This is a genomic window from Amycolatopsis sp. NPDC024027 (genome assembly GCF_040638975.1).
In the GTDB taxonomy this organism is placed as follows: domain Bacteria; phylum Actinomycetota; class Actinomycetes; order Mycobacteriales; family Pseudonocardiaceae; genus Amycolatopsis.
In genome coordinates this window covers 659,027-674,581 of sequence record NZ_JBEZYY010000002.1, presented here as the reverse complement: position 1 = coordinate 674,581, position 15,555 = coordinate 659,027, and the positions used below count along the sequence as shown (strand labels likewise).

Genomic DNA, 15,555 nt, shown 5'->3' with positions numbered 1-15,555 from the left:
TACTGGGTAGACGTACCGGGTCGCGGGCGGGTTGGCTGCTCTCGTAAATTCCCCACCGGACGTGTTCTAAACGTGACAGGATCACACGTTCGAGGTCTTCAGAGCGGCGTGTCGACCCAGGTCAGGCACCGCCACTGGCCGTCCGGCCGCGCCACCAGCTCCACGAGACCGGTGTTCGGGATCAATGCCGCGTTGGCGACGTCCGGGTGCACGTTGGGCGCCAGCCACTCGCTGGCCAGCCGGATCGCGCCGCCGTGGCTGACCAGGGCGATCACCCCGTCCGGGTCGGCCTGCTCGTGCTTGGCGCGCAGCCGGCCGACCGCGTCCAGCATCCGGGTGCGCACGCTCGTGCCGCTCTCGCCGCCGGGCAGCGACGGCGCCAGCTCGCCGAGCGTCCAGCGCCGGACCGTCTCCATGTACGTCCGGATCGACGCGTGGTCCGTCGCCCCTTCGAGGTCACCCGCGACGACTTCGTGCACTCCATCGACGACCTGCACGTCCAGGGAGAACCGCGCGGCCAGCGGTGCCGCCGTCTGCTGGGCGCGCGTCGCCTGCGACGCGTACACCGCGACCAGCGGTTCCTCCGACAGCCGCGCCGCCAGCTCGGCCGCCTGCCGCCGGCCGAGCTCGGTCAGCGGCGGGCCGGGCAGGGCGGTGTCCAGCGCGCCGCGGACGTTCCCCTCGGTCTGCCCGTGGCGGATGAGCAGCAGCCTCACGCCTGGGCCCCCTTGCGGACGGCGTCGGCCCACGCGGCCGCTTCGAGGAAGTCGTCGTTGCCGAAACCGGGCTCGATCGTGGTGGCGACGCCGTCGGCACGCGGGTGCGAGCCGAGGAACCGCAGGTTGCGGCAGTGCCGGCGCAACGCCGTCAGCGCGTCGAGGACCCGGGGCTCGGCCACGTGGCCCTCGAAGTCGATGAAGAAGCGGTACTCGCCGAAGTTGCTGCGCGTCGGCCGGGCGTCGAGCCGGGTCAGGTTGATGCCCCGGCTGGCCAGCTCGGTGAGCAGCTCGGCGAGCGTGCCGGTGCGGTTCGCGGCCGCGGCGACCACGGACGTCCGGTCCGCGCCCGTCGGCTCCGGCAGCTCGCCCGGCCGGCGGACCAGCAGGAACCGCGTTGCCGCGTCGGTGACGTCGGCGACTTCGGTGGCCAGCACGTCGAGGGCGTAGTGCTCGACCGCGACCGGGGCGCAGACCGCCGCGTCGAAGTCGCCGTCCAGCACGCCGACCGCGGCGGCGGACGTCGACGACGACGCCACCGCGTTCGCGTTCGGCAGGTTCGCCTCGAGCCACTCTCGGACCTGGGCCAGCGCGTGCGGGTGGCTGGCGACGGTCCGGATCTCCCCGCCTCCGGGCCGGGTCAGCACGCTGAAGTGGATCGGCAGGAGGGTCTCGGCGACGGCGACCAGGGGCTCCGCCTCGCTGAGCCCGTCGAGCGTGGCGGGCACCACACCTTCGACGGAGTTCTCGATGGGGACGCAGGCGGCGTCCGCCGCGCCCTCGCGGACGGCCGTCATCGCCTGCCTGATGGTCTCGACCGGGATCAGTTCTTCGCCGGCGGCGAGCACCCGCGCGGCCTGTTCGGTGAAGGTCCCTCGGGGGCCGAAGTATGCGATCCGTGACACAGCACCCAGGCTACGGGGCCTGGCCGTGGCGACATTCACTCGGACAGCCGGTACGGGAACCGGTTACGCCGGGTGGCTTTTTTTGCGATGCTGAGGGCGTGACCGCCGAATCCGGCACGCACGCCGGACGTGAGGGCGCCAAGCCGCCGATCGCCCCTCGCGCACCGGAGCTGGTGCTGTGCGCCGTCGACGAACCGCTCGCCGATGCCTGGACCGCCGCCGCGCAGAAGCTGGCCGGCCGGGTCCGGGTGCACCGCGGGTCGGTGCTCGACGTCGTCGCCCAGGCCGTGGTCAGCCCGGCCAACTCCTACGGCTGGATGCGCGGCGGCATCGACGCCGTCTACGCGCGGGCGTTCCCGGGCGTGGAGCAGAGTGTCCGCAGCGCCGTCCTGGCCTTCCACGGCGGTGAGCTGCCGATCGGCGACGCCGTGGTGGTGCCGACCGGCGAAGCCGAGCCGGCGTGGTTGATCAGCGCGCCGACCATGCGGGAGCCCGGCGAACTGCTGCCCGCCGACACCGTCCACCCGTACCTCGCCGCCCGCGCGGTGTTCCTGACCTGGCGCGACGGCGACCTCGACCACGGTCCGGTGCGGGAGTCCGTCCAGACGATCGCGATGCCGGGGCTCGGCACCGGCGTCGGCGGCGTGGCCGTCGCGACCTGCGCCCGGCAGGTCGCCGCGGCCTGGGACGAAGTCTTCGGAAATCGTGACGCTCGGTGATCAACCCCGGTTATGGGGTGGACTACGTCACAGCGCTTTAACCGGCCGCAAGCCCTACCGTTAATCACGCAGGTGAAACGTGCGCCAGTGCAGGCGACGGCCGGAGGAGTGTGCGATGACCCGGGTCCGCGAACTCAGCCCGTATGTCGAGCTGCACCGGGAACAATGGAAAGAACTGCGGAGTTCGACTCCGCTGCCGCTGACCGCGGCCGAGCTGCTGCGGCTGCGCGGCCTCGGCGAACAGGTCGACCTGGCCGAGGTGGCCGACGTCTACCTCCCGCTGTCCCGCCTGATCAACCTGCAGGTCGCCGCGCGCCAGCGGCTCTACGAAGCGACCACGACGTTCCTCGGTGACGACTCCCGCGGCACGAAGGTCCCGTTCGTGATCGGCATCGCCGGGAGCGTGGCGGTCGGCAAGTCGACCACCGCCCGCATCCTGCGCACGCTGCTCGCCCGCTGGCCGGACCACCCCCGCGTCGACCTGGTCACCACCGACGGCTTCCTGTACCCGCGGGCCGAGCTGATGCGGCGCGGGATCATGCACCGCAAGGGCTTCCCGGAGAGCTACGACCGCCGCGCGCTGCTGCGGTTCGTCACGGAGGTCAAGTCGGGCGCCGAGCGCGTCGCCGCGCCGGTGTACTCGCACCTGGCCTACGACATCCTGCCCGGCCAGGAGCAGGTGGTGCAGCAACCGGACATCCTCATCGTCGAAGGCCTGAACGTGCTGCAGCCGGGGCCGCGGCTGATGGTGTCCGACCTCTTCGACTTCTCGATCTACGTCGACGCGCACACCGACGACATCCAGCGCTGGTACGTCGAGCGGTTCCTCGAACTGCGGCACACGGCGTTCGCGGACCCGGCGTCGCACTTCCACCACTTCGCCGGCCTGCCCGACGACGAGGCCCGCGCCGAGGCGCGGCACCTGTGGCACTCGATCAACGAGCCGAACCTGATGGAGAACATCAAGCCGACCCGGCCGCGGGCGACGCTGGTGCTGCGCAAGGACTGCGACCACACCATCAACCGGGTCCGCCTGCGCAAGCTCTGACCCGCTCGTGAGTGGTAACGCGGGCTGTCACCCACATGCCGCACATTCGCACGCTGCGCGAGTGGGTGGCCACGATTTGTCGCGATTCCGCGACTCTCCGCTCCGGATTTCGGCCGATCGGCCGAGGTGTGCCGTTCAGCCGTAACCGGTTGGCCGATATCCCCGGCCGCTGGGGAAAGCGACCCTGAAGAAGTCAGGAAAACGGCTCTGAGCTGGGGAGGAGGCCCACGATGTTCACGATGATCCTCACGTGGGTCGGTGCGGTGCTCGGTCTGGCCTTGCTGATCGCGATGGCCGCCGGAACGTTCGTCGTCGACTTCGACGACCGGCTGCAGGAGCGCCGCCGCAAAGCGAAGCCCGTCGAACCGGCAGGCCCCCTCCCCTAGGCGTCAGAGCTCGGCCAGCGCCGCCAGGTAGGCGTCTTCGTCGTATTCGAGGTTTTCCCCGTCCAGCAGGCTGTTTTCCAGCGCGTCGATCAGCTGCTCGAAGATCTCGTCGCGGTCGAGCTCGCCCTCCTGGAGGCGCTCGACGGCCGGCCAGACCTCGGCGGGCTCGTTGTCCCACAGCTGGTCGACGATCGTCGCGCGCAGGATCAGCCGCTGCTCTTCCTCGTCCTCGTCGGCCTCGGCGATGACGAGGGCGCGGCGCTGGTCGGGGTCGGTCGGGTCGAGGTCGACCTCTTCTTCGTCGATTTCCGTGGTCAGCGACGGCACGGCGAACATCCGGCGCTCCAGCGCGTCGGCCAGTTCGGTCGGCGACAGGTCGTCGGTGTCGGCGAAGTAGCGCTCCAGCGGTGAGTCGTCATCGTCGCCGTACTCGCTGAGGTAGTCGGCGACGGCTTCGTCGAGGGCGGCGATCGCGGTCTCGGTCAGGTGCGCCCGCTCGCCCGTCCACTGCACCCAGGCCAGCACGACCGGCTCGACGGCGTCCTCGTGGTCGGCGTCGAGGTCGTACTCCTCGCCGAGCAGGCCCTCGAGGAACCGCGCGATCTTCTCCGGCCCGACGCGCAGCGGGTTGCCGGGGTCGGTGCGCAGGCCGTGTTCGAGCAGCAGGGCGCCGATCGCGCGGGCGGCGTCGGCGTCTTCGCCGCTCGCCGCGACGAACTGCTCGACGACCGCGGCGCGCTCGGTGGCGGACCACTCGGCCACCTCGGGCACCAGCGCGGGCTCCGGCAGGGCACGGCACCAGGTCAGCGCGACCGCGTGGAAGCGGGCGTAGTCCTCGCTGACGTCGGCCTCGTCGAGGTGGTCGGTGGCGGCGAGGCCGTCCGCGATCAGGCGGTGGGCCTCGGCGGGGTCGACCGCCTCGAAGAGGACCAGCTCCGGGTCGGCGTCGGACTGCTCCCGCATCTCGGCGATGACAGCTGCCGGCCCGTCGATCACGACGAGGTCCCGCACCCGGCCGCCCTCGGTGAAGTCGAGCAGCGCGAGCAGGCCGTACGCCTGGTCGCCGTGGGAGAAGACGCAGAGCAGGGACGACTCGTCGCCGTAGACGTCACCGGTCCGCCAGCACTCGCCGGCGGTGACCCGGCCCAGTTCGCCGGCCCAGGTCGGCGCGGGGATGCCGCGGCCGAGGACGACCTGCAGCCCGGCGTCGGCGGCCTTGCGCTCGACGTCGGTCTCGGCGACGACCTTCAGCGCGGCCAGCAGCGCGGCGGCGCCCGGGGTGATCTTGCGCTGCGCGAACGCGATGAGCTCCAGGCCGAGCGGCTCTTCGCCGTCCTCGACGGGCACGTCGTGGAACTGGCCGAGCACCTCGGAGGCGAGCAGCTCGACGTCGGCGGGCGCGGGGTCGGCGCCCAGCGCCGAGAAGTCGTTCAGGACGTCCTTGAACAGGCCGGTCACGCTGTGCGTGACCGGCTGCGGCTGCCTCTTGCGGGCGCGACTGACCGGGCTCATGACGTCATGCTTTCACCTCACCGCGAGCTCGTCGCGGTGGCCCTGGCGCGGGTCCCGCCGCTCGCTCGGCGGGGAGGCGCCGAGCGGGGACGACGGAACCGGGCCACCGCGACGCCTGGCGCGCTCACGATGTCCCGGTGCACGTGTAACACCGGTTCGCCTGGGTCAACGAGGGGTGCGCGAGGAGGTTACGGCTTTCGGAAGCGCGATCCGGGCGGCCCGGATTTCCGTGATCAGCCGGGTTTTCCGCCGGTGGTTTTCCACCAGTGCGGCCAGGTAAGCGGTGAATTCGTCCGGCGTCTCGGCGCGCTTGTGCAAGGTGCGCAACAGCTTCAGCCGGCGCGCGGCTTCCTGGTAGGCCTGCGGGTCCTTGCGCTCGATGAGCTCGTCGACGTGCTCGCGGAAGACCGGGATCGTCTCGGCCGGGTGCTCGGCGGCCCGCTGTTCGGCCAGCTCCAGCTTGAGCTCGGCGGACGCGCCGAACCGCACGCAGGCCCGCCAGGCTTCGTCGGGACGGCCGTCTTCGAGCAGGACCCGGACCAGCTCGTCCGCCTGCTCGACCCCTCCGGCGGCACGCTCGCGCAGGCACGCCAGCGCGTCCCGGCGCTGCACCGTCCACTTCCCGTCGGCCGTCGCGGCCTCGCGCAAGGCGGCGAACGTCTCGCGATCCGGCTTCGCGTCGAATTCCTTGCGACGGCGGGAGGTCTCGCTTTCCGGCTCCGGTGCCGGCGGCTGTTTGTCGTGGGTGAGCGCGCGGGCGGCGTGCGCGATGGCCTCACTGTGCCGTCCGGCGGCCCGCAGCACCCGGACGATCTTGAGGCTGACGTCCACGCGCGGCGGCTTGGCCGACAGGATCGCCACCAGCTCGTCGACGTCACCGAGCACCTCGGCCAGCTGCTCGCGCAGCCGTTCGGCCACGTCGCGGCGGTGGCCCGGCCCGTTGGCCGCGAGTACGTCGTCCACAGTGGACTTGATCCGCTTGAGCCCGGGTTCGCCCAGCGCCGTCGCGAACTCGGCGAGGTCGATCACCGGCCGGCCGGGGCCGTCGAACTCGACCTCGAGGATCCAGTCGGCCAGCTTCTCCGGGTCCGGCGGCCGGGCGGTGCACGCGCGGGCGTACAGCTCGACCGCCCGGTCCAGCCGGTCGGCCAGGTCGCCGGCGTGGTCGCCGGACTGCTCCAGCACCTCGCTGATGTCGTCGACCGTGCGCCGGGCCAGCGGGGCGAGGTCGGCGCGGCTGCCGGCGTCGAGCATCCGCCGCAGCGTGTCGAGGACCGCGCCGACCTTGGCGGTGTACTCGACGTTCCCGTCGGTGACCGCGGTGTCGAGCAGCCGGTGCGCTTCGGTGACGTCACCGGATTGGGTGGCGGCGCGCAGTTCGAGGGAATGCCGCAGCTCCGGATCGCGCTCGGCTTGGGCGTGCAGCAGGTCCGCCAGCGTCTCCGCGTCCAAAGTGCGCAGGTAGGGGCGAAGATCCGAGGGGGGACTCACGCGCACCAGTCTGCCTGACGGCCGGCGCCACGCGTGTGGGCCAACCGCGTGCTCTTTTCGGAGTAATCCATGACGTTGGGTGAGTGGCTCAGCGGCGGCGCAGGTCGTCGAACACGGCTTTCAGCGGCCAGGGATCCGGCAGTCCCGGCCGTCGTGACCGTGCGTGGCGGGGTCGGGGGATGGCCGCGTGCACGGTCGGCACCATGATCGGCACGACCGGCACCGGAACCCGCGCCACCAGCCGCCGCACCACCACCATCAGCAGCCCGGCGAACAGCAGGAGCGCCGTTCCCGCCGCCAGGGCACCGGCGAGGGTGCGGCGGCCGTCGTCGAGCGTCAGCTGCACGGCGTACTGGCTCTGCTGCGTGTACAGCTGGCCGAGCTGAGCGGCCACGGCGTAGGAGGCGCTTCGCCACGTGGGTTCGGGGACCGGAAGCGGTTCGGCGGCGGTGAACGCGTTCTCGGTGGCCGCCAGCCTGCTCCATTCGGCGCTACGGGTGAGCGATTCGTACGCCGTCCGGCCACTCTCGGTGAGCTGCGGGACGACCCGGGCCAGCTCGGCCCGGTAGGAGGCGACGGCGGAGGTGAACGATCCCCGCGTCACGTTGTCCAGCCCGGCCAGAGCGAGGGAATCGGAGCGATCCATGCCTTCGGCGACGGAAAGCAGCTCCACGGCGGTCGTCTGCTGGCAGGCGGATTCGGCGTCCGGGGCGTGGCGCGCGTACTCGCGCAGGCCGGCGATGGCGGACTCGATCCGCTGTGTGTAAGTCGCGTACGCGGCACTCCGCCGTTCGGGCGCGGCCATCGCCGCGCTCCGCTCGGCCTGCAGCGCGACCACCGCGCGGGCCGTGCGGTCCGCGGCCGCCGCTGTCTCCACGGCCGCGTCCCGCGTCCGAACCGCTTGGTGGAACAGGAGAATCGCGATCACGACAGCCACGGCGACGAGCGCGCCGCCGGGGATGAACGCGATGCCCAGCATGCGGCCGCGGACGGATCGCAGGTACTTCAAGACGTTCCCTTCCCAGCCTTGGTCCCCGCAAGCATCCCGACGAAGTTCAACCTATTGAGTGAGAGATTCACCGGTCAACGCCAATCCGCCATACGGCTGTTAGCGCACGGTGACCACCGGGGCTTCGCCCCGGGCCGGGGGCTCCGCCACCCGGACCCCCGAAAGCCGTGGTGACGGCCGGGCACAATCGCATCCGTGACTTTCGACGAGGTAACCCAGCGGCTGCGCGGTTTCGCCGCGGCCCGCGCCTGGGAGCCGTACCACACCCCGAAGAACCTCGTGATGGCGCTTTCCGGCGAGGTCGGCGAGCTGACCTCGCTGTTCCAGTGGCTGACCCCCGAGGAATCCGACGCGTGGCGCGAAGATCCGGCGCTGGAGGGGAAGGTGCTGGACGAGATCGCCGACGTCACGCTGTACCTGCTGCAGCTGGCCGACCGGCTCGGCGTCGACCTGGCCGCCGCGGCCCACGCGAAGATCGACCGCAACGAGCTCCGCTTCCCGCCGCCGGCCTAACCCCAGAACACCCCGCCGGGGTTGCGGTCGATTTCGGCGAGCAGCGCGGGCGGCGTGCTGGCGACCGGCGCGTCCGGGTAGCTCAGCCACTTCCCGTTCCGGTCGGCCCACCACACCGACCAGATGCCGAACTCGTCGAACCGCAGCTGCGCGATCTTCTGCTCGCTCCACTCGGGCCCGGCCTGCGGCGACCACGGCGCGCGGCGTTCGACGATGGTCACCGTGCGGCCCCGCGTCCGGCACTCGACCCGGATCCGGTCCTGGAGGTGCTCGGGGACGCGCTGCGCGCACCACCGTTCGATCTGCCGCAGCGCGAGCTCCGGAATTGCCGCCATGGTGCCAGTGAACCGGGTCCCGCTCGGCCAGGCCGCACGGGGGCACCGGACCGGTGCTAGCGCGGCGCGGGCTCGGCCAGCCACCAACCGCCGATCAGGGCACCCACGCCGAAGACGGCGAAAAAGATCCCGGCGGCCAGCGGAGTTCCCCCGAACATCGCGACGACGACGATGAACATCAGCAGCAGCCCGATCCCCATCAAGACCCGCCCGCCGACGAGCTTCGGCCGCAGTGCCGCCATCGTGGCCGGTGGGGCGGGCGGCGGTTCGAAGCCGAGGGCCACCGGGGCGACGCCGACGTCGAGCAGGACGGCGCCCAGCTCGGCGGCCCGCGTCAGCCGGGGCTCGTCCACGGGCACGGACGCGTCGGCCACGAGGTGGGTGACGCTCGCGGTCAGCTTCTTGGCCAGCTGGACGCCCTCGTCGAGGACCCGGGCCCGCAGCCGGTCGGCCGCCACGGTCGTGCCGAGCACCAGCACCCGGGTCGGCTTCCCGGCCGCGGTGGGGCGCAGGTCGCCGGCGTCGGCGACGCCGAGTGCGGTGGCCACCTGCCGCAGCTCGCGCGATTCCGCCGCGGTCACCACGCCGTCCCGTTCCGCGATTTCCCGCAGCGCGGTCACGAGCTGTTCGTGCGTCGCCCGGACGTGCCCTTCGGACAGGCCGGCCTCGCTCGCCAACGCGGCCAGGGCCGCCACCTCGTCGTGCGCGAGGTGCTGGTCGGCGAGAACTCCGGCGAGCAGGTCGAGGTAGGCGTCCCCGGCCCCGCCGCCGGGGATCCGCTCGATGGCCTCGGCCATCCACCCCGGCTCGGCGGGCAACGCCTCGGCACGGGGCAGCAGCCGGCCATCGGCGAACCGGGGGAGGCCGGGCAAGACCGGCGGGGAGGCGAACGTCAGGCCGTACCGCCCGAACAAGCCCGTCACCAGCTGGGCGACCGTCCGCGCACCGGACAACGCCGACTGCCCGGGCCGGGTGGGCACGCCGAAGGCGTGCGCCACGGTGGCCGGCCGGTAGTTCGGCAGCCGCACCACCGATCTGGCGGCCGCCAGCGTCGAAACGCCCGGCAGCACGGGCATCCGGACCCCGATGGCCTCGATCTCGCGGTCGAGGAAGGCTCCGGCGGCCACGAGGTCGTGCGCCACGATCACGCTGCCGGCACACAGGTCGAGCAACGGCCCCAGCACCTCGCCGAACGACGGCGCGCCGTCGAGTTCGCCGCGGGTGATGCCGTGGACGAACGCCGGGCCGGGCGACACACCGGGGCCGGGGTCGACCAGCGTCGACAGCTCACCGGCGAACGAGCCGCCGGCGTTGACCCGCACCGCGGCGAGTTCGACGACGCGTCCGGAGCGCAGCCCGGTGGTCCGGATGTCCACGGCGGTGAAGTCGAGGCCGGCGGCGGGGTAGCCGCCGGCGCCGAGCAGCGGGAGGGATTCGATCACGTCCGCAGGTCGTGTCCCGGCCGGCGCTTGTGACAGCTTTTCGGCGCGCGGCCGTGGTTCGTGACGCGATCGTGACGGCAACATTCCGCCGGATAACGACTGGTGGTCGATCACGAGCCACCGCGTAACAAGGGCGGGCAATTTCCCGAGTACACCCTCGGCACGCCGCTCGAGGAACGAGGAAATCCCGCATGCAGCCGAAGAAGCGCTTTCCGAACTGGCTGAAGATCGTCCTGGCCGCCTTCACGGTCCTGTTCGTGCTCGGTGGGATCTTCGGGAAGGCGCCCGAGCCGAAGCTCACGACCGCCGCGGCTCCGGCGACCTCGACACCGCGTCCGACCAGCACAACTCCGTCTCCGACACCGACGCCGGCGGCCGTCGCCTACACCGTCGGCAGCGTGACGGACGGCGCGACCGTCGTGGTCAACGGCAGCGACGGCACCAGCAAGACGGTGCACGTCCTCGGGGTGATCGCCCCGGTCGCGAGCACCGGCTGCTACGCGGCGGAATCACTCGCCTGGGCCGCCTCGACGCTTTCCGGCACCGCCGTCACGCTCGGCGCGGAAACTGTGCAAGGCATCTCCTTGACGCTGCCCGGCGGGCAGGATTACGCGACTCTGGCGATTCAAAAGGGCTATCTCAAGTACGCGGCCACCGCCGCTTTGCCCGCGCTCGCCGCCGGCGAAACCGCGGCGAAGCAAGCCGTCAGCGGGCTGTGGGGACCGCCGTGCCAAGGGACCATCGACGCGCCCGCCCCGGCCCCGACGCCCACCCCGGCCCCGATCGCGACCCCGAAGCCGGCCCCGGCCACCAAGGCAGCTCCCCCGCCGCCGCCCGTCGAAGCCACCGAAGAAGCCCCGGCTCACAGCGCCTATTACGCGAACTGCTCCGCGGCGAAGGCCGCCGGCGCGGCGCCGCTCCACCGCGGCGAACCCGGTTACCGGCCCGCGCTCGACCGCGACGGCGACGGCGTCGCCTGCGAACGGTGATCTAGCCTGGGCCGATGACGACCGCCGACGAGCTGCTCGGCAGGCTGGCGGGCCTGGACAAGGCCGCCCTGGCGAAGGTGCTGGCCCACCGGCCGGACGTGCTGCAGGAACCGTGGCCGCGGCGGCTGGACGTCGTCGCCGCGCGGCTCGCGTCGAGCGGGTCCGTCGATGCCGCGTTGCTCGGGTTGCCGATGCCGCTGGTGCAGGTCCTGCGGGCCGTCCAGCTGTGTTACGCGCTCGGCCGGCGGCCGGCGCCGGTCGCGGAAGTCGCCCGGCTGCTCGGCACGGACGCCGCCACCGTCGAGTCCTCAGTGGACGAACTGGCCGAGCGGGCGCTGCTGTGGAGCGACGAGGACGGCGTCAAGCTGCCGGAGCTGCTGCACCGCAACAGCTTCGGCGCCGAGGGGCTCGGCCGGCCCGTCGCGAACCTGCTCGGGGAGCTCGGCACGAGCCGGCTGGCCACGCTGTCGCGGACCCTCGGCCTGCCCGACGGCGGTCGCAAACCCGAGCTCCTGCTCGGCCTCGCCCGCTTCTTCCGGGACGGCGAGAGCGTCCGCGAGCTCTTCGCCACCGCGCCGGCGGAGACGCGGAAACTGTTGCTGGACATGGCCGGCGGCGTTCCCGAGGTCGAAGGCGTGGCCCCGGCGGGCTGGGCGTTCGAGCACGGATTCCTGTTCGGGACCTACCACGGCACCGTGGCCATGCCGATCGAAGTGTCGCTCGCGCTGCGCGGCCCGGGCCACCAGCTGCCGTTCACCCCCGCGGAACCCGGGTACGCCGTCACCCACACCGGTGCCGAGGCGGCCGAAGCGGCGTCGTCGGCTGCCGCGCTGCGGTTGCTCGACCGCGTGTCGGCGGTCCTCGACCTGGCCACCGCGGAACCGTTGCCGCTGCTCAAGGACGGCTCGATCGGGACGCGGCTGGTCAAGAAACTCGCCAAGGACACCGGGGCGACCCCGGCGGAGATCGAGCTGGCCATCGACCTCGCCGCGCAGGCCGGGCTGCTGGTCGCCGACGAGCCACCGCCGCCGCGTCGCGGCCAGAAGGCACCCGCGCCCACGCTCGCGCCGGATCCGGACCTCGCGCGGCCGGCGCCGGCGCTGTTGTACCGCCTGCTGCTGACGACCTGGTGGGACCCGGCGCCACCGCAGTTCGAGACCGACGTCGACGCGCTGGTGCGACGGCTGGTCCTGCGGCTGCTGGCGCGGCTCGCTCCCGGCGACGCGCTCGACGTCGACACGCTGATCCGGCTCGCCGAATGGCACGCGCCGCTGCTGCCGACCGACGACTTCGCCGGGCACGTCCGGGCCGCGCTCGGCGACGGCGAACTGCTCGGCGTCGTCGCGCACGGCGCCGTGACCGCGGCCGGACGCGCCCTGCTCGTCCCGGAACGGCTCGTCGAAGTCACCGGCGAGCTGGTCTCCCGCGCGCGCACGACGGCGTTGTTCGGCACCGACCTGACCGCGATCGTGCCCGGCTCGCCCGACGCCCGGCTCGCCGCGCTGCTCGACCGCGTCGCCGACCGTGAAGCTCAGGGCACCGCGACCAGCTGGCGGTTCTCCCCGGCGTCCGTCCGGCGGGCGTTCGACCGGGGCGCGACGACGGCCGGACTGCTCGACGAACTGCGGGCCATCGCCGCGGGCGACCTGCCGCAGCCGCTGGTGTACCTGGTCAACGACGTCGCGCGGCGGCACGGCGAGGCGCAGGTCCACGACGTCGCGAGCGTCGTCGTCGGCGAGCCCGCCGTGCTGGCCGAGCTCGCCGCGCACCGGAAGCTCGCCAAACTCGGCCTGCGCCCGGTGGCACCGACCGTGTTGACGTCCACTGTGGACGCTTCGGGCACGCTGGAGGCGTTGCGCGACGCGGGTTACGCGCCGACCCGGCACGCCGCGGACGGCAGCATCGTGCTGCCCGCTCGTGACCAGCCCGAGCCGACGGTGGCCGTCCGCGACCCCGGCCCCGGCGAGCGGCCGGCCGATCCCGCCGGCCACGCCGAGCGGCTGCTGGCCGCCCCGGCGAGCGGCCCGGCCCTGCTGCGCGGCCAGCTCGCCCGGGCGATGAGCGACCGCTACGCGGGCCGGCTCACGCCGAAGCAGCAGCAACTCTGCTGGCAGCTCGAAGCCGGGCTGCCGGTCGACATCGCCTACGGCGGCGAGCACCTGGTCATCGCCTACCCCGAGCTCGACGGCGACGTCCTGGACGTGTGGTCCCTCCGGGAACGCACCTACCGGCGGCTCGAGCTGAGCCGGATCGAGCTGGCTCAGGCCTCGACGGCGGTGAGCCTCGCGTAGGCCACGACGTTGTCCAGGTAGTTGCCGCTCTCCCGGTCGAAAGCCCCGCCGCAGGTTATGAGCCGCAGTTCGGGGTCCGGGGTGTCGCCGTAGACCTGGTCGGTCGGGAACGTCGCCTTCGGGTAGTGGTCGACGCGGTAGACGGTGAAGACCGCGACCCGGCCGTCCACCCGGCCGACCTTGGCCTGCTCACCGGGGCGCAGCTCCTTCAGGCGGGAGAACGCGCCGGGCACGTGCTTGTAGTCGACGTGCGCGGCCAGCACGGCCGGGCCGGTCTCCCCGGGCGACGGCGCGCCGGTGAACCAGCCCACCGTCGTCGCGTCGCCCGGGACTTCCAGCGCGCCGTCCGGCGTGAGGCCGAGGTCCTTGATCTCCTCGGCCCGCACGCCGATCGCCGGGATGATCAGGGACGCCGGTTTCGCCGCGGAGAGGCCGTCGGCGGCCGTTGCCGAGGTGTGCGCGATGCTCGCGGTGCCCGCCGGGTTCGTGGCGGCCGGGCTCGGCGGGGCGATCTCCTGCGGCGCTTTCGGCGACAGGACGAGGACGAGGGCCACGGCCAGGACCACGCCGAGCGCGGCGACGACCGCCGTGACCGCCGGCCACAGGCGCGGATGCCTCAACTCGGGCGCCGGCGCAGGTAGAGCACCATGCTTCCGGACACCGTCGCGGCGAGCAGCGTGCCGCTGAGCACGAGGAAGCCGGGGACCTCGGCGTCCGGCTCACCGCCGCCGGTGGCGACGCCGCCGACCGGCTTGATCTTCACCTGGCCGCCGGTGGCCGGCTTCTTGGTGGTCGTCTTCGGGGCGGTCTTCGGCGCGGAATGCGGGGTGGTGACCGGCTTTTCCGCCGTCGCCGTGGTCGTGGCCGGCTGCTTCGGCCGGGGCGCGAGGGATTCGCAGGCGATTCCGTCTTTGTCGTCGTCCAGGTGGTTGGGGTCGCCCGGCGTCGCGTCGAGAACCGCCTGGGCGTCCTCCTGGTACTGGAAGTCTTTGCAGTCCAGGTCGCCGACGAGCGGCGTCGCGAGCTGCGCGGAAGCGAAGGGGACAGGGCCGAGGAGAGCGAACCCGGCGACGGCGGCGGCCGTCGTCAAGGCGCGGCGAAACAGGGACAACGGAATTCCTTCCGAACGGAATCTGGGGCGATTGCGTGGTTACTATCGCCGCCTCGGCGGTGCCGTTACGGACTATTCCGGAATTCCGGAAATGCCAGCGTCCCACGAAGAACGACGCTACTGGTGATTCTTCGCCGATTCCGCTTCGACCTGCGGATTTGTGCCCCAGGAATGCCTACCGGCCGGAATGTTACGGGTACGCGGTCACACCTTTGAGGTAATTCACGTGTGACGGTGCCGACCGGCCGCCACCGCGGGCTCCGCGCACCCCGTAACCTCGGGGTATGCCGATCCAGGTACTGCTCGTCGACGACCACGAACTGGTCCGCCGCGGGCTTCGCGACCTCCTCGGCGACGAGCCCGACATCGAGGTCGTCGCCGAAGCGAGCAGCGTCGAAGAGGCCCTGGCGGTGGCGATGCACGTCGAGCCGGAGGTCGCGGTGGTCGACGTCCGCCTCGGCGACGGCGACGGCATCACGCTCTGCCGCGAGCTGCGGTCGAAGCCGAACCCGCCGGCCTGCCTGATGCTCACCGCGTTCGACGACGAAGAGGCGATGGTCGGCGCGATCATGGCCGGTGCCGCGGGCTACCTGCTGAAGCAGGTGCGGGGGCAGGACGTGGTGAACGCGGTCCGCGAGGTGGCGGCCGGGCGGTCGCTGCTGGACCCGGTCAGCACCGCGCGCGTGCTGGACAAGATGCGGCACCCGCCGACGGACGAGCTGGCGGCGCTCACCGAGCGCGAACGCGACGTGCTCGAGCTGATCGGCCAGGGCCTGTCGAACCGCGAGATCGCCGAACGGTTGTTCCTCGCGGAGAAGACGGTCAAGAACTACGTCACGTCGGTGCTGGCGAAGCTCGGCATGCAGCGCCGGACGCAGGCCGCGGCCTGGATCGCGCGGCGCGAGAAGTAACCGCTCGTCCGCAATCCGCCGTTCGCTGCGACCTTTCTGTGGCTCGTCACGGACCGCCATCTCGATCAGGGCATTTTCGAGCAGAGATTCACCCGAACGTGAGTCGAATATATGTTCGACAACCCGGTAAGATCAAAGAAGAGGGCGTGGAAGGGAGGGCAGGATGACCCGAGAAGG

Annotated in this window: 16 protein-coding genes; 7 read left to right on the top strand and 9 right to left on the bottom strand. The window is 72.3% G+C overall.

Annotated features, from left to right (window positions below):
* Positions 1 to 98: 98 nt before the first annotated feature.
* A complete protein-coding gene (locus tag AB0F52_RS08085; RefSeq protein WP_360166023.1) occupies positions 99 to 716 on the bottom strand; it encodes a histidine phosphatase family protein in 618 nt (205 codons plus the stop codon).
* Entirely contained in the window at positions 713 to 1,621 is a 909-nt protein-coding gene (pheA, locus tag AB0F52_RS08080) for a prephenate dehydratase (RefSeq protein ID WP_360166020.1), read from the bottom strand. The genes AB0F52_RS08085 and pheA overlap by 4 nt, the downstream gene beginning before the upstream one ends.
* A gap of 98 nt (positions 1,622 to 1,719) precedes the next feature.
* Between pheA and AB0F52_RS08075 the strand changes: the two genes are divergently transcribed.
* The 3 genes from AB0F52_RS08075 (at position 1,720) to AB0F52_RS08065 (ending at position 3,774) form a co-directional block, all read left to right on the top strand.
* Positions 1,720 to 2,340 (top strand): macro domain-containing protein, encoded by a 621-nt coding sequence (locus AB0F52_RS08075; protein ID WP_360166017.1) that lies wholly within the window; start codon positions 1,720 to 1,722, stop codon positions 2,338 to 2,340.
* Between the two features lie 115 nt (positions 2,341 to 2,455).
* Positions 2,456 to 3,388, top strand: coding sequence for a type I pantothenate kinase (gene coaA / locus AB0F52_RS08070; RefSeq protein WP_360166014.1), 933 nt, complete (start codon positions 2,456 to 2,458; stop codon positions 3,386 to 3,388).
* 230 nt (positions 3,389 to 3,618) lie between these two features.
* Positions 3,619 to 3,774, top strand: coding sequence for a hypothetical protein (locus tag AB0F52_RS08065; protein WP_199191572.1), 156 nt, complete (start codon positions 3,619 to 3,621; stop codon positions 3,772 to 3,774).
* Between the two features lie 3 nt (positions 3,775 to 3,777).
* Here AB0F52_RS08065 and AB0F52_RS08060 read toward each other — a convergent pair whose 3' ends face one another.
* The 3 genes from AB0F52_RS08060 to AB0F52_RS08050 all read right to left on the bottom strand — a co-directional run bounded on the left by AB0F52_RS08060 (position 3,778) and on the right by AB0F52_RS08050 (position 7,786).
* On the bottom strand, positions 3,778 to 5,286 hold the full coding sequence (locus AB0F52_RS08060) for a hypothetical protein (RefSeq protein WP_360166010.1): 1,509 nt from the start codon (positions 5,284 to 5,286) through the stop codon (positions 3,778 to 3,780).
* A 165-nt stretch (positions 5,287 to 5,451) separates the two neighbouring features.
* Entirely contained in the window at positions 5,452 to 6,777 is a 1,326-nt protein-coding gene (locus tag AB0F52_RS08055; protein ID WP_360166007.1) for a hypothetical protein, read from the bottom strand.
* Between the two features lie 88 nt (positions 6,778 to 6,865).
* The gene (locus tag AB0F52_RS08050) at positions 6,866 to 7,786 is read right to left on the bottom strand and encodes a nitrate- and nitrite sensing domain-containing protein (RefSeq protein ID WP_360166004.1); all 921 of its coding nucleotides are present in this window, start codon (positions 7,784 to 7,786) and stop codon (positions 6,866 to 6,868) included.
* A gap of 195 nt (positions 7,787 to 7,981) precedes the next feature.
* On the opposite strand from AB0F52_RS08050, the gene AB0F52_RS08045 reads away from it, so the two are divergent.
* Positions 7,982 to 8,299, top strand: coding sequence for a nucleotide pyrophosphohydrolase (locus tag AB0F52_RS08045; protein ID WP_103341601.1), 318 nt, complete (start codon positions 7,982 to 7,984; stop codon positions 8,297 to 8,299).
* Here the strand turns inward: AB0F52_RS08045 and AB0F52_RS08040 are convergent.
* Positions 8,296 to 8,634: a DUF3024 domain-containing protein gene (locus AB0F52_RS08040; protein ID WP_360166000.1), complete on the bottom strand. Its 339-nt coding sequence runs from the start codon at positions 8,632 to 8,634 to the stop codon at positions 8,296 to 8,298. The genes AB0F52_RS08045 and AB0F52_RS08040 overlap by 4 nt on opposite strands.
* A 56-nt stretch (positions 8,635 to 8,690) precedes the next feature.
* Positions 8,691 to 10,076 carry an exonuclease domain-containing protein gene (locus AB0F52_RS08035; RefSeq protein WP_360165997.1) on the bottom strand — a complete coding sequence of 462 codons (1,386 nt, stop codon included), beginning with the start codon at positions 10,074 to 10,076 and terminating at the stop codon, positions 8,691 to 8,693.
* A 191-nt stretch (positions 10,077 to 10,267) separates the two neighbouring features.
* Here AB0F52_RS08035 and AB0F52_RS08030 point away from each other — a divergent pair, with 191 nt between their 5' ends.
* Together AB0F52_RS08030 and AB0F52_RS08025 are read left to right on the top strand one after the other, a co-directional pair.
* Complete coding sequence (locus AB0F52_RS08030) at positions 10,268 to 11,065, top strand: excalibur calcium-binding domain-containing protein (RefSeq protein WP_360165994.1); 798 nt, start codon at positions 10,268 to 10,270, stop codon at positions 11,063 to 11,065.
* Between the two features lie 14 nt (positions 11,066 to 11,079).
* Positions 11,080 to 13,356, top strand: coding sequence for a helicase-associated domain-containing protein (locus AB0F52_RS08025; protein WP_360165991.1), 2,277 nt, complete (start codon positions 11,080 to 11,082; stop codon positions 13,354 to 13,356).
* On the opposite strand, the gene AB0F52_RS08020 is transcribed toward AB0F52_RS08025, so the two are convergent.
* Together AB0F52_RS08020 and AB0F52_RS08015 are read right to left on the bottom strand one after the other, a co-directional pair.
* Positions 13,326 to 13,976 (bottom strand): class F sortase, encoded by a 651-nt coding sequence (locus AB0F52_RS08020; protein WP_360165988.1) that lies wholly within the window; start codon positions 13,974 to 13,976, stop codon positions 13,326 to 13,328. The genes AB0F52_RS08025 and AB0F52_RS08020 overlap by 31 nt on opposite strands.
* Positions 13,973 to 14,467 (bottom strand): excalibur calcium-binding domain-containing protein, encoded by a 495-nt coding sequence (locus AB0F52_RS08015; RefSeq protein WP_360165985.1) that lies wholly within the window; start codon positions 14,465 to 14,467, stop codon positions 13,973 to 13,975. The genes AB0F52_RS08020 and AB0F52_RS08015 overlap by 4 nt, the downstream gene beginning before the upstream one ends.
* A gap of 284 nt (positions 14,468 to 14,751) precedes the next feature.
* On the opposite strand from AB0F52_RS08015, the gene AB0F52_RS08010 reads away from it, so the two are divergent.
* Positions 14,752 to 15,378 (top strand): response regulator transcription factor, encoded by a 627-nt coding sequence (locus AB0F52_RS08010; protein ID WP_020642740.1) that lies wholly within the window; start codon positions 14,752 to 14,754, stop codon positions 15,376 to 15,378.
* The last annotated feature ends 177 nt before the right edge of the window (positions 15,379 to 15,555 follow it).

Coding starts and splice junctions, on each gene's coding strand:
- AB0F52_RS08025 (WP_360165991.1), top strand. CDS start 11,080: ATGACGACCGCCGACGAGCTGCTCGGCAGGCTGGCGGGCCTGGACAAG.
- AB0F52_RS08030 (WP_360165994.1), top strand. CDS start 10,268: ATGCAGCCGAAGAAGCGCTTTCCGAACTGGCTGAAGATCGTCCTGGCC.
- coaA (WP_360166014.1), top strand. CDS start 2,456: ATGACCCGGGTCCGCGAACTCAGCCCGTATGTCGAGCTGCACCGGGAA.
- AB0F52_RS08010 (WP_020642740.1), top strand. CDS start 14,752: ATGCCGATCCAGGTACTGCTCGTCGACGACCACGAACTGGTCCGCCGC.
- AB0F52_RS08060 (WP_360166010.1), bottom strand. CDS start 5,286: ATGAGCCCGGTCAGTCGCGCCCGCAAGAGGCAGCCGCAGCCGGTCACG.
- AB0F52_RS08065 (WP_199191572.1), top strand. CDS start 3,619: ATGTTCACGATGATCCTCACGTGGGTCGGTGCGGTGCTCGGTCTGGCC.
- AB0F52_RS08040 (WP_360166000.1), bottom strand. CDS start 8,634: ATGGCGGCAATTCCGGAGCTCGCGCTGCGGCAGATCGAACGGTGGTGC.